Genomic DNA, 26928 nt, shown 5'->3' with positions numbered 1-26928 from the left:
CTACTCCCCCGCCTGCTCGGCGTTGCGCGGCTCGTCCGAGGTCGCCTCGGTGCTGGCCCTGTCGGTACTGGCCCTGTCGGTGCTGGCCCTGTCGGTGCTGGCCCTGTCGGTGGCGGCGGCGCCCTGGTCCGAGCCCTCCGCCGGGTCGGGGCCGTCCAGGCGGCCCTGGGCGGCGCCGGTCATGGCGGAACCCAGCTCCTCCGGGGTGACGGTCGCCGGGTCGGCGTCCGCGACCAGCCGGCCGCGGTACATCACCCGCAGGGTGTCGGACAGGCCGATCAGCTCGTCCAGGTCGGCGGAGATCAGCAGCACCGCCAGGCCCTCGCGGCGGGCGGCGCGGATCTGGTCCCAGATCTGCGCCTGCGCGCCGACGTCCACGCCACGGGTGGGGTGGGCGGCGATCAGCAGCTTGGGGTGGTGGCTCATCTCGCGGCCGACGATCAGCTTCTGCTGGTTGCCGCCGGAGAGCGAGGCTGCGGTGACGTCGATGCCGGGGGTGCGTACGTCGTACTCGGCGACGATCCGCTCGGTGTCGCGGCGGGCCGCCGCCGGGTTGAGGATGCCCCGGTGGCTGTTGGGCTGCTCGGTGACATGGCCGAGGATGCGGTTCTCCCAGAGCGGGGCTTCCAGCAGCAGCGCGTGCCGGTGCCGGTCCTCGGGGATGTAGCCGATGCCGGCCTCGCGGCGGGCCCGGGTGAGCGCGCCCGAGATGTCGGTGCCGTCCAGGGTGACGGTGCCGGCGTCGGGATGGCGCATGCCCATGATGGCCTCGACCAGTTCGGCCTGGCCGTTGCCCTCCACACCGGCGATGCCGAGGATCTCGCCCTTGTGGATGGTGAAGCCGATGCCACCCAGCACCACGCGGTCCACGCCGTCCGGGTCGACCTCGCTGAGCCGCAGGCCGTCGACGGTGAGCATGGGGGTGTCGGTGACGGTGGACTCGCGGGTCTCCGGGGAGGGCAGCTCGCTGCCGACCATCAGCTCGGCCAGCTGGCGGGCGTTGACCTCGCGCGGGTCGACGCTGGCCACGGTGGTGCCGCGCCGAATGACGGTGATCGCGTCGGCGACGGAGAGCACCTCGTCCAGCTTGTGGGAGATGAAGATGACGGTCAGGCCCTCGGACTTGAGCTCGCGCAGGTTGTCGAAGAGCGCGTCGACCTCCTGCGGCACCAGCACGGCGGTGGGCTCGTCCAGGATCAGGGTGCGGGCACCCCGGTAGAGGACCTTGAGGATCTCGATCCGCTGGCGGTCCGCGACGCCCAGGTGCTCGACCAGGACATCGGGACGGACGTCCAGGTGGTAGGCGTCCGAGATCTCCTTGATCGCGGTACGGGCCCGGCCGCCGATGCCGTGCAGCTTCTCCGCGCCGAGGACGACGTTCTCCAGCACGGTGAGGTTGTCGGCGAGCATGAAGTGCTGGTGCACCATGCCGATGCCGCGGCTGATCGCGTCGGCGGGGCTGTGCAGGTCGGCCGGTTCGCCGTCCACGGTGATGGTGCCCTCGTCGGGCCGCTGCATACCGTAGAGGATCTTCATCAGCGTCGACTTGCCGGCGCCGTTCTCGCCCACCAGGGCGTGCACGGTGCCGCGTCGGACGGTGATGTCGATGTCGTGGTTGGCCACGACTCCCGGGAAGCGCTTGGTGATGCCGCGCAGTTCGACGGCGGCCGGCGCGGTCCCTGCGCCGGCTGGGGTTTCGCCCGCGTGGTGGGCGCTCGGAGCAGTGATGGCGCACTCCTGGTGAAGCTATGGCAGCCGCTCCGAGCGGGCGGGGGCAGGGGCTCGGACGGTGCGTGGGCGTCATTGCCTGGAACAGGAGGGCCCGCCTCGCGCGGCGCGTTCGGCGGGCCCTGCTGCCGTGGGTCCGGTTCCCTGCCCCGGGGGCGGGCAGGGACCGGATTCCTTCTCGTCGGGCTGTTTCCCGGGTACTGCGGCTGGGACTTACTTCTTGACGGTCGTCGGCGGCGTGACCGAGCCGTCGATGATCGCCTTCTTGGCCGCGTCGATCTTCGCGACGGTCGCCGCGTCGTCCTTCAGGGCGGGGTTGGAGAGCGAGTAGCCCACGCCGTCCCGCTTGAGGTCGAAGGTCTGGGTGCCGGTGAGCGTCTTGCCGTCCTTGAACGACTTGATGTAGTCCAGCACCGAGATGTCGACGTTCTTGATCGCCGAGGTCAGGATCGAGCCCTTGAACTTGGCCAGCGCGTCCTGGTTGTACTGGTCGGAGTCGACACCGATCGCCCACGCCTTGGCGTTGGCGGCGGCCTCGATGGCGCCGTTGCCGGAGCTGCCGGCCGCCGCGTAGATCACGTCGGCGCCCTTGTCCAGCATGCCCTGCGCGGCGGCCTTGCCCAGGTCGGGCGAGGTGAAGCCCTTGTTGTCCGGCGGCTGCGAGAGGTACTGCGTCATCACCGTGGCGCTGGGGTCGGTCGCCTTGACGCCCGCGGTGAAACCGGCCTCGAACTTGTTGATCAGCGGCACATTGACGCCGCCGATGAAGCCGACCTTGTGGGTCTTGGACTTGACCGCCGCGGCGACGCCCACCAGGTAGGAGCTCTGCTCCTCGGTGAAGACCAGGTTGGTGACGTTCGGCGCGTCCACGGTGGAGTCGACGATCGCGAACTTGGTGTTCGGGTACTGCTTGGCGACCTTCTCCAGCGGACCGGCGTAGGAGAAGCCGATCGCGATAACCGGGTTGTACCCGGCGTCGGCCAGGTCCTTCAGCCGCTGGGTCTTGTCGGTGTCGGTCTCGGTGGCGCCGGCCGACAGCTCCTTGACCTGGGCACCCAGGTCGGTCTTGGCCTTGTCCAGGCCACGGGCGGCGGAGTCGTTGAACGACTGGTCGCCGCGGCCGCCGATGTCATAGGCCATGCCGACCTTGAGGCCGCCGCCGCCGGACCCGGCGGAGGCGGAGCCGCCGCTCGCGTTGGAATCGGTGTCCGACGTGCTGCCGCAGGCGGCGAGCGAGGCCATGCCCAGCGAACCGCTGAGCACAACCGCGGCGAGTTTGGTTACTCGGCGCAAGGGAGTTTCTCCTTCCGACACGCACCTGACTGGCGTGATCGAACGCCACCGTAACGCGCGTAGAACACGGTTGTGTTACGTCTTCGCCGGTGGGAACGGTTGTTATCAAACCGTGGTGGTGCTGCGGACAAAAGGGGGCCGAACGGACGACAGCCCGCCCGTTCGGCCCCTTTCGTCACCAACATTCCTACTACAGGGTGTGCGAGTGCTCCAGTGCCAGTGAGCAGAACAACTCCACACCCACCCCGATGGCCCGCTCGTCCACATCGAAGGTGCCCTGGTGCAGGTCGCGCACCTCGGACTCGGAGGGCGCGCGCACGCCGAGCCGGGCCAGCGCACCGGGGATCTTCTCCAGGTACCAGGCGAAGTCCTCGCCGCCCAGGCTCTGCTCGGTGTCCTCGACCGCCGTGGTGCGGGGGCTGCCGAACCGGGCGTGCATCGCCGCTTCCAGCTGGGCGACGGACTCGGCCTCGTTCACCACCGGCGGCACGCCGCGGTGGTAGTCCAGCTCCCACTTGGCCCGGTAGGTCTCGGCGATCCGGGCGGTCAGCTCGTGCAGCAGCTCCGGCGCCTCCCGCCAGCCGGCCAGCTCCAGGCAGCGGACGGTGCCCTCCAACTCGGCGTGCTGCGGGATGACATTGGCCGCCGAGCCGGAGGCGATCCGGCCCCACACCAGGCTGACGCCCCAACGCGGGTCGACCCGGCGCCCGAGGGCCCCCGGGAGGTCCGCTGCCATCCGGGCGACGGCGGTGACCAGATCCGTCGTCAGATGCGGGCGGGCGGTGTGCCCGCCGGGCCCGTCCAGGCTCAGCACCAGCCGGTCGCAGGCGGAGGTGATCGCTCCGACCCGCAGCCCGATCCGGCCCGCCTCGACCTTGGGATCGCAGTGCACCGCGAAGATCCGGCCGACGCCCTCCAGCCCGCCCGCCTTGATCACGTCCAGTGCGCCGCCCGGCATGACCTCCTCGGCCGGCTGGAAGATCAGCCGCACCGGCTGCCGCAGCCGCCCGGCGTCCGCCGCCTCGGCCAGCACCAGCGCGGTGCCCAGCACCACCGTGGTGTGCACGTCGTGGCCGCAGGCGTGCGCCCGACCCGGGACGGTGGAGCGGTACGGGACGTCCGCCTTGGCGTCGTCGATCGGCAGCGCGTCGATGTCCGCGCGGAAGGCCAGCAGCGGCGTGCCCTCCGCAGTGCCCGCCGGGACGATGTCGCAGACCAGCCCGGTACCGGCGGGCAGCACCCGGGGGGCGAGCCCGGCCTGCTCCAGCCGCTCCTTGAGCAGCGCGGTGGTACGGAACTCCTCCCGGCCCAGCTCGGGATGCATGTGCAGGTCGCGGCGGAAGGCGATCAGCTCGGCGGTGTGCGCCCGGACCCGGGCCCGCAGCAGGTCGCTCCCGGGAAGGTCGGCGCCCGGGAGATCAGCGCCCGGGAGATCGGCACCGGCCAGCTCCGCACCGGCCGACTCCGCACCGGGGATGTCGGGCCCGGCGGCACCGGCGCCGGGACAGTCCGCACCGGCCGCCTGGGCCGCGGGCGTATGGTCCGCGGCGGGATCGTCCGATACCGGGTCATGGGGGGAGAGGACATCCCCGGGCGTTGGATGGTTCACCTCAACTAGGTTACGACCGATCGGGCCGCCCGGCCCGGTGATCGCCGGAATTCCTGCCCGCTGCGCGCAGAAAGTCCCCCGCGCGGCGCATGGCGGGCCGTGGTTCGGGTATGACCCGAGGTTTGTGCTGCTTCCGCCCGCCCCGGCCCGCCGGGATCTGCGAGAAGCCGGGCGGCCGGTGGCGGCGGGCTGGGATGATCGGGCGGCCGGAGGTGCGGCGTGACCGGCGGCACGGCCGGCCCGACCGGCGGCGAGAGCAGAGGCGGAAGGGGAGAGCGATGACGGAGCAGAAGGTGGCGGTGGTCACCGGCGCCAGCAGCGGGATCGGCGCGGCCACCGCGCGCGGCCTGGCGGCGGCCGGGTACCGGGTGGTGCTGGCGGCCCGCCGGGCGGACCGGATCGAGGCGCTGGCCAAGGAGATCGGCGGCACCCCCTATGTACTGGACGTCACCGACCGGGCCTCGGTGGACGCCTTCGCCGCCTCGCTGGACCGGGTCGACGTCCTGGTGAACAACGCCGGCGGCGCGCTGGGCGCCGAGTCGGTGGCGACCGCCGACCCGGCCGACTGGCTGGCGATGTACCAGGTGAACGTCCTGGGCGTGCTGCACGTCACCCAGGCGCTGCTGCCGGCGCTGCGGGCGAGCGGCGACGGCACCGTGCTGCTGCTCTCCTCCACGGCCGGCTTCACCGCGTACGAGGGCGGCGGCGGCTATGTGGCGGCCAAGCACGGCGCGCACGCCCTGGCGGCGACGCTCCGGCTGGAGCTGTGCGGCGAGCCGGTCCGGGTGATCGAGATCGCCCCGGGCATGGTGCGCACCGAGGGGTTCGCGCTCACCCGCTTCCGGGGCGACGAGGAGCAGGCGGCGGCGGTGTACGCGGGCGTCGCCGAGCCGCTCACCGCCGAGGACGTGGCGGACACCGTGGTGTGGGCGGTCACCCGCCCCCCGCATGTCAATGTCGACCTGCTGGTGGTGCGGCCCCGGGCGCAGGCCGCGCAGCACAAGGTGCACCGGGAACCGACCCCCTGAGGGTGAAGGCGCGGGTCCTTGATACCCGGATCGGGTGAATTCCCCGGTTCGCGGCCCGGCGCGCCGGGCCGCGGACTACCTTGGTGCGGGGTCCCCCTCACCGGCGCCGCAACACCGGGTCCCGCCCGGCCGCCCGGCGCTACCCTTCGCTCCGGCGGCCCCCGTCACAGCGCCGCCGCCCGCCCCGCGACCACCGCCGGGGAGGGCCCCTCACCCGCCCTCCGAGGAGGACCCGCTGCCCAGCGACACCCCGGCGCCCCCGCTGTCCGCGCAGCTGCCCGTGGGCCTGCGCCGGTTCAACGAGGCCGACCCCGGCGCCGCCGAGGAGGCCCTGCTCGCCTGCTGCGGCAGCCGCCGCTGGGCGCTCCGGCTGGCCGCCCACCGCCCCTACCCCGATGTGGCGTCGCTGCTGGCGGCGGCCAGCGAGGCGTCGTACGACCTGCGGCCCGCCGACCTGGCGGAGGCGCTGGCCGACGAGAGCTGGACGCCGCAGCCGCTGCTGGGCATGCGCGCTCCCGGCAGCCAGGCGGCGCGCACCGCGCTGCGGGCCGCGCACGCCGCGTACGAGGCCCGGTTCGGGCATGTCTTCATGGTCTGCCTGGAGGGCTGCCCGCCGGAGGAGATGCTGGACACGGTGCTGACCTCGCTGCGGACCCGGCTCGCGGGCGAGCCGGAGGAAGAGCGGCTGGTCGCGGCGGACGAGCTGCGGCGGATCGCGATCGGCCGCCTGGAGCACCTGGTGGCCAGCCACAGCGGCGCGGGGGCGCCCGCCTGACCGGGGCGGCGGCCGTCCGGCTGTCAAGGCGACGCCCGGCGGGCCCGTTAGCCCGGCCGTGCCTGTTTGATCACACTGCCGGACCCCGGCAGCGTCCGACCTGCTGAGCGTCGCTACGATGGCCACGGCCGGTGGACCGTACCCGGCCGGGCTGACCGACACCGAAGCCGGCCGAGCCCCGATCCCGCTTCCGGAGGGTTTTCCGTGCCGGCTGGAACGCTGTACCGCGGCCGGGAAGGCATGTGGTCGTGGGTGGCTCATCGAGTCACCGGCGTACTCATCTTCTTCTTCCTGTTCGCCCACGTTCTCGACACAGCGCTCGTCCGCGTCTCCCCGGAGGCGTACGACAGCGTCATCGCGACCTACAAGGTCTGGTTCGTCAACCTGATGGAGTACGGCCTGGTGGCCGCCATCCTGTTCCACGCGCTGAACGGCCTTCGGGTCATCGCCGTCGACTTCTGGTCCAAGGGCACCCGCTACCAGCGGCCGATGCTGTGGACCGTGGTCGGCATCTGGGTCGTGCTGATGGCCGGGGCGTTCTACCCCGTGCTCCAGCACACCCTGACGACCTGGTTCGGGAAGTGATCCGCGATGTCCACTGCTGAGACCTCCCCGGTGGAGCTCGTCTCCTCCTCGCAGCCGCACACGGCCTCCGGCCTGTCCACCGACAGCCCGTACGTCATCGAGCCGCCGCGCACCCGCACCCGGAAGACCCCTCGGGCCACCCGTGGCAACTTCGAGATGTGGGCATGGCTGTTCATGCGCCTCTCGGGTGTCGTCCTGGTCGTGCTGGTCCTCGGCCACCTGGTGATCCAGCTGGTGGTGGACGGCGGTGTCTCCAAGATCGGGTTCGCCTTCGTGGCCGGCCGCTGGGCCTCGCCGTTCTGGCAGGGCTGGGACCTGCTGATGCTCTGGCTGGCGATGCTGCACGGCTCCAACGGCATGCGGACCGTCATCAACGACTACGCCTCGCGGGACACCACCCGCTTCTGGCTGAAGACGCTGCTGCTGGTGGCCACCGTGTTCACCGTGCTGCTCGGCACGCTGGTGATCTTCACCTTCGACCCGAACATCTAAGCGGCAGCAGACGAGGCGAACGAGACCCCCATGCAGATCCACAAGTACGACACCGTCATCGTCGGCGCGGGCGGCGCCGGCATGCGCGCCGCCATCGAGTCGACGCAGCGCAGCCGCACCGCCGTGCTGACCAAGCTCTACCCCACCCGGTCCCACACCGGCGCGGCCCAGGGCGGCATGTGCGCCGCCCTCGCCAACGTCGAGGAGGACAACTGGGAGTGGCACACCTTCGACACGGTCAAGGGCGGTGACTACCTGGTCGACCAGGACGCCGCCGAGATCATGTGCAAGGAGGCCATCGACGCCGTCCTCGACCTGGAGAAGATGGGCCTGCCCTTCTCCCGCACCCCCGAGGGCCGGATCGACCAGCGCCGCTTCGGCGGCCACACCCGCAACCACGGCGAGGCGGCCGTCCGCCGCTCCTGCTACGCCGCGGACCGCACCGGCCACATGATCCTCCAGACGCTGTTCCAGAACTGCGTCAAGCACGGCGTGGAGTTCTTCAACGAGTTCTACGTGCTGGACCTGCTGCTCAACGAGGGCCGCACCGCCGGTGTGGTCGCGTACGAGCTGGCCACCGGCGAGATCCACGTCTTCCAGGCCAAGAGCGTCGTCTTCGCCTCCGGCGGCAACGGCAAGTTCTTCAAGGTCACCTCCAACGCGCACACCCTGACCGGCGACGGCCAGGCGGCGGTCTACCGCCGGGGGCTGCCGCTGGAGGACATGGAGTTCTTCCAGTTCCACCCGACCGGCATCTGGCGGATGGGCATCCTGCTCACCGAGGGCGCCCGCGGTGAGGGCGGCATCCTGCGCAACAAGGACGGCGAGCGCTTCATGGAGCGCTACGCGCCGACCATCAAGGACCTCGCCCCGCGCGACATGGTCTCCCGTGCGATCTACACCGAGATCCGCGAAGGCCGGGGCTGCGGCCCCGACGGCGACCACGTCTACCTGGACCTCACCCACCTGCCGCCGGAGCAGCTGGACGCCAAGCTGCCCGACATCACCGAGTTCGCCCGGACGTACCTCGGCATCGAGCCCTACACGGACCCGATCCCGATCCAGCCGACCGCGCACTACGAGATGGGCGGCATCCCGACCAACGTCGAGGGCGAGGTGCTGCGCAACAACACCGACATCGTCCCCGGCCTGTACGCGGCCGGCGAGGTCGCCTGCGTCTCGGTGCACGGCGCCAACCGGCTGGGCACCAACTCGCTGCTGGACATCAACGTCTTCGGCCGCCGGGCCGGCATCGCCGCCGCCGACTACGCCCAGGCCAACGAGTGGGTCGAGCTGCCGGAGAACCCGGCCGCCCAGGTCGAGGCGCTGCTGGCGGACCTGCGGGACAGCGAGGGCACCGAGTCGGTCGCGCAGATCCGCAAGGAGATGCAGGAGACCATGGACGCCAACGCCATGGTCTACCGCACCGAGACCACCCTGAAGCAGGCCGTCGCCGACATCGCCGCACTCAAGGTGCGCTACCGGAACGTCTCCGTCCAGGACAAGGGCAAGCGGTACAACACCGACCTGCTGGAGGCCGTCGAGCTGGGCAACCTGCTCGACCTGGCCGAGGTGCTGGCCGTCTCCGCCCTGGCCCGCAACGAGTCGCGCGGCGGTCACTACCGCGAGGACTTCCCCACCCGCGACGACGTCAACTTCATGCGCCACACCATGGCGTATCGCGAGGTCGACGCGGACGGGAAGGCATCGATCCGCCTGGACTACAAGCCGGTCGTGCAGACCCGCTACCAGCCGATGGAGCGTAAGTACTGATGAGCACCCCCACCGTTCAGGAGACCGGGCCCCACTCGGCCGCCCTCGACGCCGCCGAGAGCGGGGCGTCCGGCCTGATCAAGATCACCCTGCGCATCCGCCGGTTCAACCCGGAGGAGCACCCGGAGCCGGTGTGGGTGGACTACGACCTGCTGGCCGACCCCAAGGAGCGCGTCCTGGACGCCCTCCACAAGGTCAAGTGGGAGCAGGACGGCACGCTCACCTTCCGCCGCTCCTGCGCGCACGGCATCTGCGGCTCGGACGCCATGCGGATCAACGGCCGCAACCGGCTGGCCTGCAAGACGCTGATCAAGGACGTCAACCCGGAGAAGCCGATCACGGTCGAGGCGATCAAGGGCCTGACGGTCCTCAAGGACCTGATCGTCGACATGGACCCGTTCTTCCAGGCGTACAAGGACGTCATGCCGTTCCTCATCACCAAGGGGAACGAGCCGACCCGGGAGCGCCTCCAGTCGCAGACCGAGCGCGAGCGGTTCGACGACACCACCAAGTGCATCCTGTGCGCCGCGTGCACCTCGTCCTGCCCGGTCTTCTGGAACGACGGCCAGTACTTCGGCCCGGCGGCGATCGTCAACGCGCACCGCTTCATCTTCGACTCGCGCGACGAGGGCGCGGAGCAGCGGCTGGAGGTCCTCAACGACCGCGAGGGCGTCTGGCGCTGCCGCACCACCTTCAACTGCACCGAGGCGTGCCCCCGTGGCATCGAGGTGACCAAGGCGATCCAGGAGGTCAAGCGCGCGCTCGTCACGCGGCGCTTCTGAGCCTCCCGGCGGCTGTACGGCAGGGGCGGGTGACCCGGGGACGGGCCGCCCGCCCCTGCCGCGTCCCCGGGGTCAGCGGCGGGTCCACAGCTGGACGGCGAAGCCCCGGACGGCGCTGTCCGCGATCGGCAGGTAGTCGGCGGCCAGCACCCGCAGGACCTCCTGGTCCCGGGCGCCCACGACGGCGTACCGGCCCCGGCCGCGCACCAGCCACACCCGGTCGTGGCGCCGCAGCAGCGGTCCGATCCGGCCGGTGGCGGCCTCCCGGCCGGCCAGCGTGCCGGAGGCGGCGGGGCTGACGGTGAGCAGGGCGTCCACCGTGTCCCGGAAGTCCTGCGGGTAGACGTCCTCGATGCCGCGCCGGTTGGCGGGGGCGAACACCACGGCGTCGCCGGGCCGGGCGCCCTGGCCCACCAGCCGGGCCGCCGCCCGGAAGTCGTCGGCCCGAGCGCGGGCGGTGCGCTCGCGGTGCTGCACGGGCAGCTGCGCGGCCAGCACCCCGGCGGCCAGCAGCAGGCCGAGCGCGGCGGCCACGGCGGTCGGGCGGGGGGTGCGTACGGCCTGGCGGCTCAGCAGGCGGCAGGCGGTGCGGGCGGCGGTGTCCAGCCCGGCGGCGGCCGACAGCACCAGGCCCGGCAGGCTGTAGAGGACGTACCGGTCGTAGTAGAGCGGGGTCACCGAGGAGGCGGCCATCAGCAGCGCCGGGGGCAGCAGCAGCCAGGGCAGCGCCAGGGCGCGCAGCGAGAGCGGGCCGCCGCCGCCCGGCCGGGGCGCCGGGCGGGCCAGGCCGAGCACGGCGAGGGCGGTGACGACGGCCAGTACGGCGGGGCGCGGCCCGGCGAAGTCGGTCAGCAGCGCCGGCGGGGTCCGGGCGGTCACCGGGGGCAGCCAGTCCACCTGGGCGGCCTGGCCGCTGGAGTACAGCAGCAGCGGCAGCGCGCCCAGCGCGGCGGCAGCGGCGGCGGCGAGCCAGCCCAGCCGTACCCGGCGCGAGGTGCGGGGCCGCCGGGGCAGCAGCAGCGCCGCGCCATGGGCGGGCAGCACCAGCAGGGCGAACGCGTGCAGCAGGCCGACCAGCAGCACCGCCGCCCCGTACCCGGCCCAGCGGCGGGCGGTCGGCCGCTCGCAGGCCCGCAGCAGCAGCAGGCCGCTGAGCACCACCCCGGCGGTGACCAGCGCGTAAGAGCGCCCCTCCTGCGCGTACCGGGAGGCGAACGGGGTGACCGCGAGCAGCAGCCCGGCGGTGAGCCCCACCGCCGGGCCGGCCAGTCGGCGGCCGATCAGCGCGACCCCGGCGGCGGCGACGGCCATCGCCGCGACCGACGGCAGCCGCAGGGTGGCCTCACCGGCGCCGAAGAGTCGGAAGACGGCGTGCATCAGCAGGTAGTACAGGCCGTGCACGGCGTCGACGTGCCGCAGCAGGTCCCAGAGCTGCGGCAGGTCGCGCTGCGCGGCCTGGTAGGTGGCGACCTCGTCCCGCCACGGCCCCCGGGCCGTGAGGCCGTGCAGCCCGGCTAACGACATCGCGGCGGCGGGCAGCAGCGGCACGGCCGCCGCCCGCAGGCGCGCGGCGGCGGTCGCGGGGCGGGCGGCCGGGGGGTGGGGGGCGGGCGGGAGCTGGGGGACGCGGGTGCCAGGGGTGCTCATGGGGTCCTCGGTACGCGGCGGCGGAGGGGATCACCGGCTCCGACGGGACCGCCCGGCGGCGGTGGCTCAGAGCGGCAGGCCGGGCAGCCGCTGACGGCGGAAGGCCCGCAGACCGCGCAGCCCGACCAGTCCGACCAACGTGCCGAGCAGGAAGGAGGTGACGGCCAGCGCGAGGTGGATCCAGAAGAAGGCGGTGGGCCGCGAGTGGTCGCCGCCGGTGAACGCCTGGCCGCCGGAGTCCTGCCAGAGGTTCTTGGCGAAGGTCACCCAGATGATCCAGCTCCAGACACCGAAAACGGTCAGGAACCAGGAGGTGCGGCGGCTGAGTTTCATGGTCACGTCCTCGACGTACGACAGGCGGTCTGCCCAGTATGGGCGGTTGTGACCGGTGCCCCGACCCCGGGTCTCCGGTTGACGCGCCGCGACGGCGTTACGGCGAACGGGCGACCCGCACGGCCAGGTTGACGAGGTCGGTCCGGCGGCGGGTACGGTCACCGGGTGACCAGCGCCGATGACCTCACAGGTTCGCAGGACCGCTCCGGCATACCCCCGGCCACCGGGGGGACCGGCCACCGCCGCAGGACCGCGTCAGCACTGCTGGCCGTGGTCGCCGCGTCCGCCGCCATACTGTCCGGCGCGCTGCCGGCCGCCGCCAAGCCCACCGGCGAGCCCACCGCCGGGGCGACCAAGAAGGCCCGCAAGCACCCGGTGCCGCCGGAGCGGATGTCCACGGTGGGCGGCGAGCAGCTGGGCCTGCCGGGCGTGCGGATACAGCCGGGGGACGGCGCCCCCGAACTGCCGGAGCAGCTCACCGGGCTGTCCTGGATCGTCAGCGACGCCACCACCGGCGAGGTGCTCGCCGCGCAGAACGCCCACTGGCGGCTGCCCCCGGCCAGCACCCTGAAGATGCTCTTCGCCGACACCGTGCTGCCGAAGTTCCCCAGGGGGACCACGCACCGGGTCACGCCGGAGGAGCTGGCCGACATGGGCGAGGGCAGCAGCCTGGTCGGCATCAAGGAGCACCTGGACTACCGGGTCGAGGACCTGTGGCGGGGGGTCTTCCTGCGCTCCGGCAACGATGCCGTCCATGTGCTCGCCCACATGAACGGCGGCATACCCGAGACCGTCGCCCAGATGCAGGCCAGGGCGGACGAGCTCCAGGCGGACGACACCCATGTGGTCAGCCCGGACGGCTATGACGCGCCGGGGCAGGTGTCCTCCGCGTACGACCTGACGCTGTTCGCTCGGGCGGGGCTGCGCAACGCGGACTTCCGGTCGTACTGCGCGACCGCGACCGCCAAGTTCCCCGGGGACGTGGACTCCAAGACGCACAAGCGGGAGAGCTTCGAGATCCAGAACACCGACCGGCTGCTCACCGGGGCGTGGGGGATGAAGCCGTATCCGGGGCTGCTGGGCGTGAAGAACGGTTACACCACCAACGCGGGGAACACCTTCACCGGCGCCGCCGAGCGCGACGGCCACACGCTGATCGTCACGGTGATGCACCCGGAGCCGGTTCACCCGAACGAGGTCTACATCGAGGCGGGTGAACTCCTCGACTGGGGGTTCTCGGCACTCGGCAAGGTCACTCCGGTGGGCTCGCTGGTCGGGCCCCGGTCGGAGCAGAGCCCGTCGCCCAGCGCGACGCCCCCCACCCAGCAGGCCGGTCCCAGTCCGGCCGCCGCCGGTACGACCACCGTGGAGGCGGGCAGCACCAGCACCGGCGGCGGGTCCCTCGGCTGGACGGCCGCCGGGGTCGCGGCGGCACTGGCCGTCGGCGGCCTGGGCGTCGCCCGCACCCGGGCCCGCACCCGGCGCCGCGCGGCGGCCTGGGCCTCCTCCGGCCCGTCCGGCTCCACCGCCCTCAGCGCCTCCCCCACCGGCTCCACCGCCGTCACCGGCCGCCGACGCCGCCGCAGACTCCCCACCCGCCGCCGCTGACCCACCCCACCCGGGGGCGCACGGAACGCCTACGCGAGGGCACACCGCCACAGCCGGCTGACCGCGCGGGGTTCCTCGCGCCCCTGGGCCCTACCCCCAGCGGCGCGACGAACCGCGCCAACAACCACCCACCCACGCAGAGCACCCCGCCGAACAGCACCCCCCACCACCCCAGGGGCGCGAGGAACCGCGCGAACAACCACCCACCCACGTAGAACGCCGCCCAGACCAACCCCCCACCCCCGGGTGGCCGCCTCAGTCCGAGTGCCGCCGCACCGCGCCCCGCAGCGTATGGGCGAGCCCCGTGACCAGCGCCCCCGCCGCAAAGGCAGCGGCCAGCGGACCGGCGGTCGACCGGGCAGCAGCCGGAGCCGGGGCCAGGGCCGGGGGGAGGGCCGCCGGGGGCTTGGTGAGCGGTACGGGCGCGACGGGCGCCCCCTCCTCGCCCCCCGCCGCCCGATAGTTCTGCAGGGCCTGCCGACGCGCCCGTTCCTCCGCCGCCTCCGGATCGGCCAGCGCCGTCCACGCGGCGCAGTACATCAGCAGCCGGCAGAGGAAGTTGATCCAGAGCAGCAGCGCCACCGGCACCCCGAACGCCCCGTACATGCTCTTTCCGGCCACCCCGCTGATGTACGAGGAGAGCAGCACCTTCAGCACCTCGAAGCCGATCGCGCCGATCAGCGCGGCCAGCGCCACGGTGCGGCGGCGCTGGTCGGTGATCCGGGGGAACGCGGTGAGCAGATAGGCGAAGAGGATCATGTCGGTGCCGACCGCGATCACAAAGCCCGCCAGGCCCAGCAGCCAGGCGCCGAAGCCGCTGTGCTCCAGCCCCAGCAGGTCGGCCACCCGCCCGGTGAGCGCGGTGGTGAGCGCGGAGGCGGCCAGCGAGACCGCGACCACCAGGCCGAGGCCGATCAGCACGCCGACGTCCAGCAGCTTGCGCAGGACCACGTTGCCCGGCTCCGCCTCCAGGTGCCAGACGGTCCGGATGGACGCCCGCATGGTGTCGACCCAGCCCAGCCCGGAGACCAGCAGCAGCGCGCCGCTGACCAACCCGACCGTGCCGGCGTTGCTCACCAGCGAGTCCAGGTCGAGGGAGCCGGCGATGCCGGGCACCTGCTCGGCGATCTTCTGCTGGAGTTCCCTGACCCGCTGGTCGGACAGGGTCGCGGCGGCGACGGCGATGGCGACGGTGAGCAGCGGGAAGAGCGCCAGGAAGCAGAAGAAGGTGACCGCACCGGCCAGCCGGTTGCCGCCCACCGAGTTGACGTGCTGATAGACGCGGTACGCCCGGGTGCGCAGCACCCGGGCGAGCAGCGGGCCGACCACCGGCAGGCGGGTCAGGAAGTCCATGATCGGCGCCTACCCCCGGCCGCCGCCGGACACACCGGCCGGACAGACAGCAACCAGGCAGACACCGACGGCGCGGCTCAGCGGGAGCGCAGCATCCCCGCCAGCCGGTCCAGGCCGTCCCGCCCGGCGCCCTGGCTGGGCGCCGGGACGGTGCCGCGCAGGGCCAGCGCCCGCACCGGGTCCGGCGCGGGGGTGCGGTCGGCGATCGGTACGAAAGGAAGCGGCTCGGTCTCGCCCAGGAAGACCCTGCGCACCACCCGCTCGGCGGCATTGCCGTCGTCGAACTCGCAGAACCGCTCCCGGAAGGCGGCCCGCAGCCCGGCGGCGGCCTCGTCCCGCCAGGCGCCGGAGCTCAGGACGGAGAGCAGTTGCTCCTCGTCGCGGGCCACGGCGCCGGGCGTCTCGCCGGGTCGGCCGGAGAGCAGGTCGAGGTAGACGCCGCGGGTCTCCCGGTAGACCTCCCAGTCGTCGGCGTAGAGGACGATCGGCCGGTCGAGGTTGGCGTAGTCGAACATCAGTGAGGAGTAGTCGGTGATCAGCCCGTCGGCGGCCAGGCAGAGCCGCTCCACCGAGGGGTGCGCGGAGACGTCGATCACGCTGCCGTCGGCGGGGTCGCCGGGCAGCGGGTCCTGCCGGTCGTGGAAGTAGTGCACCCGGTTGAGCAGCACATGGCCGGGGCCCAGCGCCCGCATCAGCCGGGCGGCGTCCAGCCGGGGGCGGTAGGAGGTGCGGTAGTCCCGGTGGGTGGGCGCGTACAGCAGGGCGACGGTGCCGTCGGGGATGCCCAGCTCGGCGCGGGCCTCCAGCACGTCCTGCGCGGTGGCGCGGTAGAAGACGTCGTTGCGCGGATAGCCGTACTCCAGGGTGTCGTACCCGGCCGGGTAGGCGCCCTCCCAGACCAGGGTGGAGAAGCGGTTGCTGGTGAGGCTGTAGTCCCAGCGGTCCACCCGGTCCAGCAGCCGTTCGAAGTCCATCCGGGCCGCCGGGTACTCCTGGAGGTCCAGGCCCATGGACTTCACCGGGGTGCCGTGGTGGGTCTGGAGGTGCACGGTGCCGGGGCGCTTGACGGCGGAGTCGGGGAAGTTGACGTTGTTGACGAAGTATCCGGCGCGGGCCATGGCGGCGCGGTGGCCGCGCGACCCGGGGTGTACGAAGCGGATGCCGGGCGGCACCTCGGCGCGGCGGCGCCGGTCGACCACCCAGACGGTCTCGATCTGCGGGGCCAGCTCGCGCAGCTTGCTGTGGATCGCGGCGGGGTTGCAGGACGGGCCACGGTTCCAGTACGCGGCGAAGACGGCCAGGTCGCGGCGGATCGGCAGCCGCTGCTGCACCCGCTGGTACGCGGCGAGCAGTGGACGCCCCAGCGCGTGCCGGGCCCGGCGCAGGCCGCCGGGCCCGGTGCGGCGCACCCACTCCAGGGCGCGCAGCGCGGCGTGGCTGCGGCGGCGGCCCCGGGCCAGCAGCCGCAGCCGGGCGGTCTCCAGGCCCGCCGCCGGGGTGTAGCCGGCCGGGCGGTGCCGGCGGCAGTGCCGGGCGGCGCGGCGGAAGTACTCGCGGCGGGCGTCGGCGGGCACCCGGTCGGGGCGGCTGACCACGGTGTGCAGGTGGTGCAGCATCCGGCCGTAGACCACCGGGCGCCAGCGCTCCAGGTCGGGCCGGGAGTCCAGGAAGGCGAATACCCGGTCGTACTGGTCGAAGACGTCGAAGTGCTTGCGGCTGCTGGTGCCCAGGATGTTGCCCTGGCGCCGCTGCCGGTAGTGGACGCAGACCCGGTCGAGCAGCGCGATCCGCTCGGCGGCGAGCATGGCGGGGTACGTCCAGGGGGTGTCCTCGTAGTAGCCGGGTGGGAAGCGCAGGCCCTGGCTCTCCACGAAGTCGCGGCGGTACGCCTTGTTCCAGACCACCATCAGCAGGCCGAGCAGTTCGGGCCGCGCGTCGACCCGGAAGACCTCGGGGCCGGGCCGGGAGAACAGCTCGGCGTCGCGGCTGCGGCGCACCTTGCGGTTCCAGTAGGAGCGGGCGTAGTCGTAGACCAGGATCTCCGGCTCGGAACAGTGCTCCAGCCGGTCGGCCACGGCCTGGAGGGCGCCCGGGGTGAGGGTGTCGTCGCTGTCCAGGAAGAGCAGGTAGTCGCCGGTGGCGACGTCCAGCCCGGCGTTGCGGGCGCGGCCGAGCCCGACGTTCTCCGGCAGGTGCAGCACGGTGACCCGGGGGTCGCGGCGGGCCGCCGCGTCGAAGATCTCCCCGCAGCCGTCCGGCGAGCGGTCGTCGACGCCGATCAGCTCGAAGTCCTCGTACGACTGCGTGAGGACCGAGTCGATGCACTGGTCCAGGTAGGCCTGGACCTTGTACGCGGGGACGATGATGCTGAACCGGGGCATGGGCATCCACATCGGGTCGACGGGCACGGTACGGGTGCCCTGACCGCGGGAGCCTTCTCCGTCGGCGGGCAGGCGGACCGGCCGGCAGCTGGTCCGTCACCAGCCTCAACGACCGTGCGGCGTAAGGGACACGCCCTAGTGCGGATGAATCATGCGGTGCGCGTGCGGTCGGCGGCCGCACGCGCACACCGCGGGTCAGCCCGCGAAGCCGTACGCCTGCAACGGGCGCCAGACGCCGTCGTCACCGAAGCGGTAGAGGCTGAACCCGGGCACCTCGAACTCGGCCCGGAAGCCCCGCATCTCGCTGTGGGCCCGGTCGAGCACCGGGTCGGGGAGGTTGTGCGCCACCGTCACATGCGGATGGAACGGGAAGTTCAGCTCGCGGGCCAGCAGCCCGGAGCGCACCGACGCCTCCACCTCGCGGCACTCCTGCATGCCCGCCTCGACCCGCACGAAGACCACCGGGGAGACCGGGCGGAAGGTGCCGGTGCCCAGCAGCAGCATCGGGAACGGCCGGTGCCGTGCGGCGACGCTCCGCAGGTGCTGCCGCACGGTCGGCAGGTCGGCCGCCGGGATCTCGGTGGGCGGCAGCAGGGTGACATGGGTCGGTATCGAGCGGGCGAGCGGGTCGCCGTAGCCGTCCCGGGCGTCCTGGATCTCCTTGCCGAAGGGCTCCGGGACGGCTATCGACACACCGATGACGACGTGCGGAGCCCCGTCGTCGTCGGCCGGTTCGTCAGGTCCGGTGTCCATGCGGGTCAGTGCTTCGCGGGAAGGAAACCGACGCGGTCGTACACCGCCGCCAGGGTCTCGGCCGCCACGGCACGGGCCTTCTCGGCGCCCCGGGCGAGCACCGCGTCCAGCTCCGCCGGGTCGTCCAGATAGGCGCGGGTCCGCTGCTGGAAGGGGGCCACCCACTCGGTGAACACCTCGGCCAGCTCGGTCTTGAGGGCGCCGTACATCTTGCCCTCGAAGTGCTGCTCCAGCTCCGGCACCGACCGGCCGGTGATCGCCGAGTAGATGGAGAGCAGATTGGAGACGCCGGGCTTGGCCGCCGGGTCGTAGCGGATCACGGTGTCGGTGTCGGTCACCGCGCTCTTCAGCTTCTTGGCGCTGGTCCTGGCGTCGTCCAGCAGGGTGATGATGCCCTTGGGCGTGGACGCCGACTTGCTCATCTTGACCGTCGGGTCCTGGAGATCGTAGATCTTCGCCGTCTCCTTGACGATGTACGGGTCCGGGACGGTGAGCGCCGGCCCGAAGCGGGTGTTGAAGCGCTCCGCGAGGTCCCGGGTGAGCTCCAGGTGCTGCCGCTGGTCCTCGCCCACCGGCACCACGTCCGCCTGGTACAGCAGGATGTCCGCGACCATCAGCACCGGGTAGGTGAACAGGCCGACCGTGGTGCGGTCAGCGCCCTGCTTGGCGGACTTGTCCTTGAACTGGGTCATCCGGGACGCCTCGCCGAAGCCGGTGAGGCAGCTCATCACCCAGGCCAGCTGCGCGTGCTCGGGGACGTGCGACTGCACGAAGAGCGCGCAGCGGTCCGGGTCGAGCCCGGCGCCGAGCAGCTGCGCGGCGGAGACCCTGGTGTTCTGCCGGAGGGTCGCCGGGTCCTGCTCCACGGTGATGGCGTGCAGGTCCACCACCATGTAGTAGGCGTCATGGCTCTCCTGGAGCGCCACCCACTGGCGTACGGCACCCAGGTAGTTCCCCAGGTGGAACGAGCCGGAGGTGGGCTGGATGCCGGAGAGCACGCGTGGGCGATCAGTGACCATGCCGACCATTCTTTCAGGAAAGACAGCCGACTCGGAGCCCGGTTCCGACTCGTCGTATTTGCGCAGGTGGGAGCAGCCACCGACTCTCCCGGCGGGCAGCCGGCCGCTACGGCTGGGCCTCGCCGGGCGGGGCGGGCCGGGGCGGGGCGGCCTCGGCGGTGGTGGTGACCCGGACCCGGTCGATGCGGCGGCCGTCCAGGGCCGCCACGGTGAGCCGGTAGCCGTCCTCGGTGACCACCTGGTCCCCGACGGCCGGGAGGTGTCCGAGGGCGGCGACGGTGTACCCGGCGACGGTCTCGTACGGGCCGGGGGGCAGCTCCAGGCCGGTCTCCTCGGCGAAGTCGGGGAGGTTGAGCAGCCCGTCGACCTCCATGCCGCCGCCGGCCAGCCGCAGGGTGGCGGTGGCGACCTGGTCGTATTCGTCGCGGATCTCCCCGATGACCTCCTCGACCAGGTCCTCCAGGGTGACGATGCCCGCCGTGCCGCCGTACTCGTCCACCACCATCGCCAGGTGGTACCCCTCGCGCCGCATCTCGGACATCGACGGCAGCACCCGTTTGGTGGCGGGCAGCAGCTTCACCGGGCGGGCCAGGTCGCGCACCCGGCGGGCGGGTGCGGCGGCGCCGTCGTCCGGCCGGTAGAGGTCGCGGACGTGGACGAAGCCGACCACGGCGTCGTACGAGCCCTCCACCACCGGGTAGCGGGAGTGCGGGTAGCGGCCGACCTCGGCGCGGACCTCGTCCAGCGGGCGGTCGGCGTCCAGGAAGGTCACCTCGGTGCGCGGCACCATCACCTCGCGCAACTGCCGCTCCCCCGCCGCGAACACCTCCGCGATCAGCTCCCGCTCGTCGGTGCCCAGTTCGGTGTTGGCCGCGACCAGGCCGCGCAGCTCCTCCGAGCTCATCGCGTCCCGTCCGGCCTTGGGGTCGCCGCCGAAGACCCGCACCATCAGATTGGTGGACCGGGAGAGCAGCCAGATCGCCGGGCGCAGCACGATCGAGATGACGTCCACGGCGGGGGCGGCCAGCAGGGCGATCGGCTCGGCCCGCTGGAGGCCGATCCGCTTGGGGGTCAGCTCGCCGAGCACCAGTGAGACATAGGAGATCACCAGGGTGAGCAGCACCAGGGCCACGGTGTCCGCGATGCCGCCGGCCAGCCCCAGGTCCACGAAGAGCGGGGCGACCTTGTGGGCCAGCGTCTCGGCGCCGAACGCCGCCGACAGGAAGCCCATGCAGGTCACGCCGACCTGGACGGCGGCCAGGAAGCGGTTGGGGTCGGCGGCCAGGTGGGCGGCGCGCTCGGCCCGCTTGGTGCCCCGGGCCGCGAGGGACCGGATCTGGCCCTCGCGCAGCGAGATGAGGGCGATCTCGGCCACGTTGAAGAGGCCGCCGATCGCGATGAAGACCAGGACGAGCGCGGCGTCTTCGATGGTGTCGTTCACAGGTGAAGTCTAGGAACCCCGGCCGGGGGCGGGCGGCGGACGGGGGCGGTCGGCGGACGGGGGCGGTCGGGGTCGGCGGACGGGGGCGGTCGGGGTCGGCGGACGGGGTTCCTCCGATTTCCGCCCCTTCATATTCGCTGCCTGTTCATCAGATCTGTCCGGATCAGGCCATACCCCCCGCGCGATTCCCGTCGTTGGCCCCCAGGAGCCGTGTGGCAAGCGCGCTTCTGACGACCGCAAGGGAGAGGGGAAGCATGTCCGGAATGACTCGACGCAGGCTGCTGGGTTCGGCGGCCGGAGTGCTGGGCGGGGGCGCCGCGCTGGCGCTGCTGCCGCCGAGTGTGCAGCGGGCGGTGGCGGCGGGGGCGCCCCGGCGGGGTTCGCTGCGGGACATCGAGCACGTGGTGCTGCTGATGCAGGAGAACCGGTCGTTCGACCACTACTTCGGCACCATGAAGGGCGTCCGCGGCTTCCGCGACCGGCATGCCCTGACCCTGTCCACCGGGCGGGACATCTTCCACCAGCCCGACGAGGACGATCCGGACGGCTATCTGCTGCCGTTCCACCTGGACACCCGGCGGACCAGCGCCCAGGCGATCCCGTCCACCAGCCACGCCTGGTCGGTGCAGCACCAGGCGTGGAACAACGGGCGGATGGACCAGTGGCTGCCCGCCCACCGCAAGGCGGACGGCAAGAACGGCCCGTATGTGATGGGCTACTACACCCGGCAGGACATCCCGTTCCAGTTCGCGCTGGCCGAGGCGTTCACCGTCTGTGACAACTACTTCTGCTCGGTGATGGGCCCGACCTGGCCCAACCGGCTGTACTGGATGACCGGCAGCATCGACCCGGGCGGCCGGCACGGCGGCCCGATCACCAACAACACCGCGCCCAAGCCGTACACCTGGACCACGTACGCGGAGCGGCTGGAGGCGGCCGGGGTCAGCTGGCGGGTCTACCAGCAGGACGACAACTACGGCACCAACATGCTGTCGCAGTTCCAGCGCTTCCGGGACGCGGGGCCCGGCGACCCGCTGTACGAGCGCGGGCTGGCCCCGCAGCCGGAGGGCGCCTTCGAGGACGACGCCCGCAACGACCGGCTGCCGGCCGTCTCCTGGCTCCTGCCGACCAGCTACCAGTCCGAGCACCCGGACTACCTGCCCGCCGCCGGGGCGGACTTCGTGGCGTCCAAGATCGAGGCCATCGCCGCCAACCCCAAGGTGTGGGCGAAGACCGCGTTCATCCTCAACTACGACGAGAACGACGGCCTGTTCGACCATGTGCCGCCGCCGGTGCCCAAGGCGGGCACGGCGGACGAGTTCATCGACGGGCTGCCGATCGGCGGCGGCTTCCGGGTGCCGGCCATCGTCGTCTCGCCCTGGACGGTCGGCGGCTGGGTGGCGGGCGAGGCGTTCGACCACACCTCGGTGCTGCAGTTCCTGGAGCGCTTCACCGGCGTGGCGGAGCCCAACATCAGCCACTGGCGGCGCGCCACCTTCGGTGACCTCACCTCGGCCTTCCGGTTCGGCCGCGCCGCCCGGTCCAGCCCCCCGCTGCCGCAGGACACCGCCGCCCAGCTGGCCAAGGCCAGGATCCAGGTGGCGACGCTGCCCGCCCCGACGCTGCCCGGCGCCTCCCAGCCCTGGCCGCCCGGCACCTCCTGAGCCCGGCAGCCGCCTGAGGCGGGCAGCTTCCGAGTCGGGGGCGGCGGGCGGCCGGGGTGCGTCCCAGCCGCCCGCCGCCCCGTTCACCGGGGTCAGGCCGTCGGCAGGCCGGGGGCCGGGTAGGCGGACATCAGCGACGCCACCTCGGCGCGGACCTTGGCGACGGTGTCCTCGTCGCCCGTCCGGGCGGCGGTGACCACCCGGTCGATCCACTTCGCGACGGTGGCCATCTCCGACTCGGGGAGGCCCCGGGAGGTGAGGGCCGGGGTGCCGATCCGGATGCCGGACGGGTCGAAGGGCTTGCGGGTGTCGTACGGCACGGTGTTGTAGTTGACCACGATGCCGGCCCGGTCCAGGGCCTTGGCGGCCACCTTGCCGGGCACGTCGCGGCCGGTCAGGTCGATCAGCAGCAGATGGTTGTCGGTGCCGCCGGAGACCAGGTCGAAGCCCCGGGCGGCGAGCTGCTCCCCGAGGGCGCGGGCATTGGCCACCACCTGGTGGGCGTAGCCGCTGAACTCCGGGGTGGCGGCCTCCCGCAGGGCGACCGCGATGGCGGCGGTGGTCTGGTTGTGCGGGCCGCCCTGGAGGCCGGGGAAGACGGCCCGGTCCACGGCGCGGGCGTGCTCCTCGCGGCACATCAGCATGGCGCCGCGCGGGCCGCGCAGCGTCTTGTGGGTGGTGGTGGAGACGACATCGGCGTACGGCACCGGGGACGGGTGGGCGCCGCCCGCGACCAGGCCCGCGATATGGGCGATGTCGGCGACCAGCACCGCGCCGACCTCGCGGGCGATCTCGGCGAACCCGGCGAAGTCGATCACCCGGGGGACGGCGGTGCCGCCGCAGAAGATCAGCTTGGGCCGCTCGGCCAGCGCCAGGTCGCGGACCTCGTCCAGGTCGATCCGGCCGGTGTCGCGGCGGACGCCGTAGCGCACCCCCCGGAACCAGGTGCCGGTGGCGGAGACGCCCCAGCCGTGGGTGAGGTGGCCGCCCATCGGCAGCGACATGCCGAGCACGGTGTCACCGGGCTGGAGGAACGCCAGGTAGACGGCGAGGTTGGCGGGCGAGCCCGAGTACGGCTGGACATTGGCGTGGTCGACGCCGAACAGGGCCTTGGCGCGGTCGATCGCCACCGTCTCGACCTGGTCGATGTACTGCTGGCCCTCGTAGTAGCGCTTGCCGGGGTAGCCCTCGGAGTACTTGTTCTGCAGCACGGTGCCGGACGCCTCCAGCACCGCCCGGGAGACGTAGTTCTCGCTGGGGATCAGCCGCAGGGTGTCGGCCTGGAGCCGCTCCTCGGCGGCGACCAGCGCGGCGATCTCGGGATCGGCGGCGGCAAGGGCGGGGTGGCGGTCGGGTGCGGTCATCGCATTTCCTCCCGGGTCGGTCGTACGGACGACATGTGACCCGGGTGCCCAGGCGGACGGCACTCCGGCGACTGCTCCCCGGGCAGGCCCGGAGCGGTGCCGCTCCCTCGTGGTCGGTTCCACGCAGGGCGCCCTGGGTGATCCGGGGCGCACTCGCCAGTCGCGGCACGCTCACTGTAGCGCCGCCGGGGGCGGTGCGCTGGCGGGTTTACCGGCGTGGGCGGGAGAAACCCGCCGCCGGCGGGAAGGACGAAGGCACGGACCCACACCCCCGGGGCCGTACCCACCGACCGGAGACCCCGGCGACCCACGGAGCCACACCATGAACCACCTGCCGCCCCTGACCGCCAGCCTGATCGCCACCGCCGAGGCGCACAGCGCGCACAACTACGACCCGCTGCCGGTGGTGCTGGCGCGGGCCGAGGGCGCCTGGCTGACCGATGTGGAGGGCCGCCGCTACCTGGACCTGCTGGCGGGCTACTCGGCGCTCAACTTCGGCCACCGGCACCCCCGGCTGATCGCCGCCGCCAAGGCGCAGCTGGACCGGGTGACGCTGACCTCGCGGGCGTTCCACCACGACCAGTTCGCGGCCTTCTGCTCGCAGCTGGCGGAGCTGTGCGGGATGGAGGCCGTCCTGCCGATGAACACCGGCGCGGAGGCGGTCGAGACGGCGGTGAAGACGGCCCGGCTGTGGGGCTACCGGGTCAAGGGCGTGCCGGACGGCCAGGCGCGGATCGTGGTGGCGGCGGGCAACTTCCACGGCCGCACCACGACCGTCGTCGGCTTCTCCACCGACCCGGAGGCCAGGGCGGGTTTCGGGCCGTACACGCCCGGCTTCGACGTGGTGCCGTACGGCGACGTGGCGGCGCTGGAGGCGGCGGTGGGCGACCGCACGGTGGCGGTGCTGCTGGAGCCGATCCAGGGCGAGGCCGGGGTGGTGGTGCCGCCGCCCGGCTATCTGGCGGCGGCGCGCCGGATCACCGCCGACCGGGGGGCGCTGCTGATGGCGGACGAGGTGCAGTCGGGCCTCGGGCGGACCGGGCGTACCTTCGCCTGCGAGCACGAGGGGGTGCGGCCGGACGTCTACATCCTGGGCAAGGCGCTGGGCGGCGGGGTGCTGCCGGTCTCGGCGGTGGTCTCCTCGCGGGCGGTGCTGGACGTCTTCACCCCGGGCAGCCATGGTTCGACCTTCGGCGGCAACCCGCTGGCCTGCGCGGTCGCCCTGGAGGTGATAGCGATGCTGCGTACCGGGGAGTACCAGCGGCGGGCCGCCGAGCTGGGCGACCAGCTGCACGCCGAGCTGGCCTCGCTGGCCGCCGCCGGCCCGGTGCTGGCGGTGCGCGGCCGGGGTCTGTGGGCGGGGGTGGACGTGGACCCGGCGTTCGGCTCGGGCCGCCGGATCTCGGAGCTGCTGCTGCGGCGCGGCGTGCTGGTCAAGGACACCCACGCCTCGACCATCCGGCTGGCGCCGCCGCTGGTCATCGCCGAGGACGATCTGGCCTGGGCCCTCGACCAGCTGCGCGAGGTGCTGACCGGCGGCTGACCCGGCCCGGGGCCGGGGTGGGGCCGGGGTCAGCGGATGATGTGCGGGAGGAAGCGGGCGTACTCGTCGGTGATCAGCCCGGCCGACTCGCGGATGCCGAGCCCCGCCGGTTCGCCGTCGACCACCCAGGCGCCGAGCACCACCCGGTTGCCGTCGAAGTCGGGCAGCGGCGCGAACTGCTGCCAGCAGTAGCCCTCCTCGCCGTAGCTCGACCCGTCGGGGGTGATCCCGTACAGCTGCTCGCTCGGCAGGCCGTCGAAGACGCGGATGCCGGAGCCCTCGCGGCCCAGCAGCGGCTTGGCGATCCACTCGGCCAGGTCGCGCGGGCCGTCCAGGTGGGCGGGCAGCAGATTGGGGTGGCCGGGGTAGAGCTCCCAGAGGACGGCCAGCAGCGCCTTGTTGGAGAGCAGCATCTTCCACAGCGGCTCGATCCAGAGGGTGGAGCCGCTGCCGCCGCCCAGGTCGGCGGTGCGCAGCGCATGCGCGCCGAAGTCGTCGGAGACCAGCCACTCCCAGGGGTAGAGCTTGAAGACGGTGCGCAGGAAGCCGTACTGCTCGTCGACGAAGCGGCCGGAGAGCGGGTCCCAGCCGATGTCCTCCATGGCGATGCCCCGGGTGGCCAGGCCGGCCTGGCGGGCGGTCTCCATCAGGTAGACGACGGTCATCTGGTCCTCGCCCAGCTCGTCGTCGTGGGAGTGCGCGAAGTACACCGGCCGGCCGGGCGGCAGCAGGGCGGCCTGCCGCTGCCAGGCGGCGACCAGCCGCTCGTGCAGGGAGTTCCACTGGTCGGCGCCGGGGAAGCGCTCCTCCATCCAGAACCACTGCGGGCCGGCCGCCTCCACCAGGGAGGTCGGGGTGTCGGCGTTGTACTCCAGCAGCTTGGCCGGTCCGGTGCCGTCGTAGCGCAGGTCGAAGCGGCCGTACACGCTGGGCTGCTCCGCCCGGCGGTGCCAGGAGGCGGTGACGGCGGCCACCACCGCCGGGTCGGTGATGCCCAGTTCGGCGAAGCGGTTCTCCGCCACGATGTGGTCGGCTGCGGCCAGGCACATCCCGTGCAGCTCCGCGACGACCTCCTCCAGCGCCTCCACCTCGGGCAGCGTGAAGGCGTAGTAGGCCGACTCGTCCCAGTACGGGCGCAGCGAGTCGTCGGGGTAGCGGGTGAGCGGGTAGATCAGCCCCTGCTCCTCCACGGTCTGCTGCCAGCCGGGGCGGGGCTCGATGCGGTGACGGTGCATCGGCGGGTCAGCTGCCGCTGCTCTTCCCGTGGCCGCCGAAGCCGCCGCGCCCGACTCCGCTGCCGCCCTTGCTCCCCGAGCCCGAGCCCGAGCCCTTGGAGAGCCGGGGGCCGGTGTAGCGGTGGCCGTAGACGCCGGTGCCGCCGGTGCTGCTGGTGCGGCCCTTGTCGCGCTCGTACCACTGGTAGCGGTCGGTGCTGGCGTAGCCGCCGCCCGGCGCACTGTCGCAGAGGCTGTTCGAGACGGTCTTGAAGGTCTGGGTGTCCGTGCAGCGCAGATCGGGCGCGCTCTTGCCGTTGCCGCAGGAGGTGAGCGCCAGCGCGACCGCGCTCACGATGCCCAGGGAGAACGTCTGGGATCGCATCCGTCTCGCCCGTGATACCGCCATGGTCCCGCTCCCCCGTTCCGCGCCCCGCTGCGGGCGCCCGCGCGACAACTGGTTGCTGTCTGCATCCAGATTATCGGGCGCTCAGATTATCGGCTCGATTCGGTCGCTGCGAGCGCCTGGGCGGAAGTCAGGAG

Annotated in this window: 22 protein-coding genes; 9 read left to right on the top strand and 13 right to left on the bottom strand. The window is 72.8% G+C overall.

The window, feature by feature from the left end; all coding sequences use genetic code 11:
* The 3 genes from ACIQGZ_RS14260 to ACIQGZ_RS14250 all read right to left on the bottom strand — a co-directional run bounded on the left by ACIQGZ_RS14260 (window position 1) and on the right by ACIQGZ_RS14250 (window position 4468).
* Complete coding sequence (locus ACIQGZ_RS14260; protein WP_402601989.1) at window positions 1–1728, bottom strand: ABC transporter ATP-binding protein; 1728 nt, start codon at window positions 1726–1728, stop codon at window positions 1–3.
* A 213-nt stretch (window positions 1729–1941) separates the two neighbouring features.
* Window positions 1942–3021: a BMP family protein gene (locus ACIQGZ_RS14255; RefSeq protein WP_402601771.1), complete on the bottom strand. Its 1080-nt coding sequence runs from the start codon at window positions 3019–3021 to the stop codon at window positions 1942–1944.
* 190 nt (window positions 3022–3211) lie between these two features.
* Complete coding sequence (locus ACIQGZ_RS14250) at window positions 3212–4468, bottom strand: amidohydrolase (RefSeq protein WP_402601988.1); 1257 nt, start codon at window positions 4466–4468, stop codon at window positions 3212–3214.
* A 440-nt stretch (window positions 4469–4908) separates the two neighbouring features.
* Here ACIQGZ_RS14250 and ACIQGZ_RS14245 point away from each other — a divergent pair, with 440 nt between their 5' ends.
* The 6 genes from ACIQGZ_RS14245 (at window position 4909) to ACIQGZ_RS14220 (ending at window position 10065) form a co-directional block, all read left to right on the top strand.
* A complete protein-coding gene (locus tag ACIQGZ_RS14245) occupies window positions 4909–5658 on the top strand; it encodes an SDR family NAD(P)-dependent oxidoreductase (RefSeq protein ID WP_402601770.1) in 750 nt (249 codons plus the stop codon).
* A 235-nt stretch (window positions 5659–5893) separates the two neighbouring features.
* Window positions 5894–6433, top strand: coding sequence for a 2-oxo-4-hydroxy-4-carboxy-5-ureidoimidazoline decarboxylase (locus ACIQGZ_RS14240; RefSeq protein WP_402601987.1), 540 nt, complete (start codon window positions 5894–5896; stop codon window positions 6431–6433).
* A gap of 204 nt (window positions 6434–6637) precedes the next feature.
* Window positions 6638–7018, top strand: coding sequence for a succinate dehydrogenase, cytochrome b556 subunit (sdhC, locus tag ACIQGZ_RS14235; RefSeq protein WP_402601769.1), 381 nt, complete (start codon window positions 6638–6640; stop codon window positions 7016–7018).
* Window positions 7019–7024: 6 nt separating this feature from the next.
* Window positions 7025–7510, top strand: coding sequence for a succinate dehydrogenase hydrophobic membrane anchor subunit (locus tag ACIQGZ_RS14230; protein ID WP_402601768.1), 486 nt, complete (start codon window positions 7025–7027; stop codon window positions 7508–7510).
* Window positions 7511–7540: 30 nt separating this feature from the next.
* Window positions 7541–9283: a succinate dehydrogenase flavoprotein subunit gene (gene sdhA / locus ACIQGZ_RS14225; RefSeq protein ID WP_402601767.1), complete on the top strand. Its 1743-nt coding sequence runs from the start codon at window positions 7541–7543 to the stop codon at window positions 9281–9283.
* Window positions 9283–10065: a succinate dehydrogenase iron-sulfur subunit gene (locus ACIQGZ_RS14220; protein WP_402601766.1), complete on the top strand. Its 783-nt coding sequence runs from the start codon at window positions 9283–9285 to the stop codon at window positions 10063–10065. Before sdhA ends, ACIQGZ_RS14220 begins: the two co-directional genes overlap by 1 nt.
* 72 nt (window positions 10066–10137) lie before the next feature.
* Here ACIQGZ_RS14220 and ACIQGZ_RS14215 read toward each other — a convergent pair whose 3' ends face one another.
* Together ACIQGZ_RS14215 and ACIQGZ_RS14210 are read right to left on the bottom strand one after the other, a co-directional pair.
* On the bottom strand, window positions 10138–11712 hold the full coding sequence (locus tag ACIQGZ_RS14215; RefSeq protein WP_402601765.1) for a glycosyltransferase family 39 protein: 1575 nt from the start codon (window positions 11710–11712) through the stop codon (window positions 10138–10140).
* Window positions 11713–11778: 66 nt separating this feature from the next.
* The gene (locus ACIQGZ_RS14210; protein ID WP_402601763.1) at window positions 11779–12045 is read right to left on the bottom strand and encodes an SCO4848 family membrane protein; all 267 of its coding nucleotides are present in this window, start codon (window positions 12043–12045) and stop codon (window positions 11779–11781) included.
* 165 nt (window positions 12046–12210) lie between these two features.
* Between ACIQGZ_RS14210 and ACIQGZ_RS14205 the strand changes: the two genes are divergently transcribed.
* Window positions 12211–13653, top strand: coding sequence for a D-alanyl-D-alanine carboxypeptidase family protein (locus ACIQGZ_RS14205; RefSeq protein WP_402601762.1), 1443 nt, complete (start codon window positions 12211–12213; stop codon window positions 13651–13653).
* A 255-nt stretch (window positions 13654–13908) separates the two neighbouring features.
* Here ACIQGZ_RS14205 and ACIQGZ_RS14200 read toward each other — a convergent pair whose 3' ends face one another.
* From ACIQGZ_RS14200 to ACIQGZ_RS14180, 5 genes are all read right to left on the bottom strand, one after another.
* The gene (locus tag ACIQGZ_RS14200) at window positions 13909–15006 is read right to left on the bottom strand and encodes a YihY/virulence factor BrkB family protein (RefSeq protein ID WP_402601761.1); all 1098 of its coding nucleotides are present in this window, start codon (window positions 15004–15006) and stop codon (window positions 13909–13911) included.
* A gap of 77 nt (window positions 15007–15083) precedes the next feature.
* Window positions 15084–17387 carry a CDP-glycerol glycerophosphotransferase family protein gene (locus ACIQGZ_RS14195; RefSeq protein ID WP_402601760.1) on the bottom strand — a complete coding sequence of 768 codons (2304 nt, stop codon included), beginning with the start codon at window positions 17385–17387 and terminating at the stop codon, window positions 15084–15086.
* Between the two features lie 195 nt (window positions 17388–17582).
* Window positions 17583–18140 (bottom strand): 2'-5' RNA ligase family protein, encoded by a 558-nt coding sequence (locus tag ACIQGZ_RS14190; protein ID WP_402601759.1) that lies wholly within the window; start codon window positions 18138–18140, stop codon window positions 17583–17585.
* Window positions 18141–18145: 5 nt separating this feature from the next.
* Entirely contained in the window at window positions 18146–19138 is a 993-nt protein-coding gene (gene trpS, locus ACIQGZ_RS14185; RefSeq protein ID WP_402601986.1) for a tryptophan--tRNA ligase, read from the bottom strand.
* Window positions 19139–19265: 127 nt separating this feature from the next.
* Window positions 19266–20600, bottom strand: coding sequence for a hemolysin family protein (locus tag ACIQGZ_RS14180; RefSeq protein ID WP_402601758.1), 1335 nt, complete (start codon window positions 20598–20600; stop codon window positions 19266–19268).
* 254 nt (window positions 20601–20854) lie between these two features.
* Between ACIQGZ_RS14180 and ACIQGZ_RS14175 the strand changes: the two genes are divergently transcribed.
* Complete coding sequence (locus ACIQGZ_RS14175) at window positions 20855–22264, top strand: alkaline phosphatase family protein (RefSeq protein ID WP_402601757.1); 1410 nt, start codon at window positions 20855–20857, stop codon at window positions 22262–22264.
* A gap of 92 nt (window positions 22265–22356) precedes the next feature.
* On the opposite strand, the gene glyA is transcribed toward ACIQGZ_RS14175, so the two are convergent.
* On the bottom strand, window positions 22357–23628 hold the full coding sequence (glyA, locus tag ACIQGZ_RS14170; RefSeq protein WP_402601756.1) for a serine hydroxymethyltransferase: 1272 nt from the start codon (window positions 23626–23628) through the stop codon (window positions 22357–22359).
* A gap of 322 nt (window positions 23629–23950) precedes the next feature.
* On the opposite strand from glyA, the gene rocD reads away from it, so the two are divergent.
* Window positions 23951–25171 carry an ornithine--oxo-acid transaminase gene (gene rocD, locus ACIQGZ_RS14165; protein ID WP_402601755.1) on the top strand — a complete coding sequence of 407 codons (1221 nt, stop codon included), beginning with the start codon at window positions 23951–23953 and terminating at the stop codon, window positions 25169–25171.
* A 29-nt stretch (window positions 25172–25200) separates the two neighbouring features.
* Here rocD and ACIQGZ_RS14160 read toward each other — a convergent pair whose 3' ends face one another.
* Window positions 25201–26406 (bottom strand): glutathionylspermidine synthase family protein, encoded by a 1206-nt coding sequence (locus tag ACIQGZ_RS14160; protein ID WP_402601754.1) that lies wholly within the window; start codon window positions 26404–26406, stop codon window positions 25201–25203.
* A gap of 7 nt (window positions 26407–26413) precedes the next feature.
* On the bottom strand, window positions 26414–26770 hold the full coding sequence (locus tag ACIQGZ_RS14155) for a hypothetical protein (protein WP_402601753.1): 357 nt from the start codon (window positions 26768–26770) through the stop codon (window positions 26414–26416).
* Window positions 26771–26928 lie beyond the last annotated feature (158 nt).

Source organism: Streptomyces sp. NPDC092296, assembly GCF_044755465.1.
Classification (GTDB): domain Bacteria; phylum Actinomycetota; class Actinomycetes; order Streptomycetales; family Streptomycetaceae; genus Peterkaempfera.
The sequence above is the reverse complement of the archived record's forward strand: the minus strand, read 5'-3'. Positions and strand labels throughout refer to the sequence as shown.

What these genes read in the sequence shown, in the direction of transcription:
- ACIQGZ_RS14200 (WP_402601761.1), bottom strand. Translation starts at nt 15,006, where the DNA reads ATGGACTTCCTGACCCGCCTGCCGGTGGTCGGCCCGCTGCTCGCCCGG.
- glyA (WP_402601756.1), bottom strand. Translation starts at nt 23,628, where the DNA reads ATGACCGCACCCGACCGCCACCCCGCCCTTGCCGCCGCCGATCCCGAG.
- sdhA (WP_402601767.1), top strand. Translation starts at nt 7,541, where the DNA reads ATGCAGATCCACAAGTACGACACCGTCATCGTCGGCGCGGGCGGCGCC.
- ACIQGZ_RS14190 (WP_402601759.1), bottom strand. Translation starts at nt 18,140, where the DNA reads ATGGACACCGGACCTGACGAACCGGCCGACGACGACGGGGCTCCGCAC.
- ACIQGZ_RS14210 (WP_402601763.1), bottom strand. Translation starts at nt 12,045, where the DNA reads ATGAAACTCAGCCGCCGCACCTCCTGGTTCCTGACCGTTTTCGGTGTC.
- ACIQGZ_RS14160 (WP_402601754.1), bottom strand. Translation starts at nt 26,406, where the DNA reads ATGCACCGTCACCGCATCGAGCCCCGCCCCGGCTGGCAGCAGACCGTG.
- ACIQGZ_RS14230 (WP_402601768.1), top strand. Translation starts at nt 7,025, where the DNA reads ATGTCCACTGCTGAGACCTCCCCGGTGGAGCTCGTCTCCTCCTCGCAG.
- rocD (WP_402601755.1), top strand. Translation starts at nt 23,951, where the DNA reads ATGAACCACCTGCCGCCCCTGACCGCCAGCCTGATCGCCACCGCCGAG.
- ACIQGZ_RS14155 (WP_402601753.1), bottom strand. Translation starts at nt 26,770, where the DNA reads ATGCGATCCCAGACGTTCTCCCTGGGCATCGTGAGCGCGGTCGCGCTG.
- ACIQGZ_RS14220 (WP_402601766.1), top strand. Translation starts at nt 9,283, where the DNA reads ATGAGCACCCCCACCGTTCAGGAGACCGGGCCCCACTCGGCCGCCCTC.
- ACIQGZ_RS14215 (WP_402601765.1), bottom strand. Translation starts at nt 11,712, where the DNA reads ATGAGCACCCCTGGCACCCGCGTCCCCCAGCTCCCGCCCGCCCCCCAC.
- ACIQGZ_RS14195 (WP_402601760.1), bottom strand. Translation starts at nt 17,387, where the DNA reads ATGCCCCGGTTCAGCATCATCGTCCCCGCGTACAAGGTCCAGGCCTAC.
- ACIQGZ_RS14175 (WP_402601757.1), top strand. Translation starts at nt 20,855, where the DNA reads ATGTCCGGAATGACTCGACGCAGGCTGCTGGGTTCGGCGGCCGGAGTG.
- ACIQGZ_RS14245 (WP_402601770.1), top strand. Translation starts at nt 4,909, where the DNA reads ATGACGGAGCAGAAGGTGGCGGTGGTCACCGGCGCCAGCAGCGGGATC.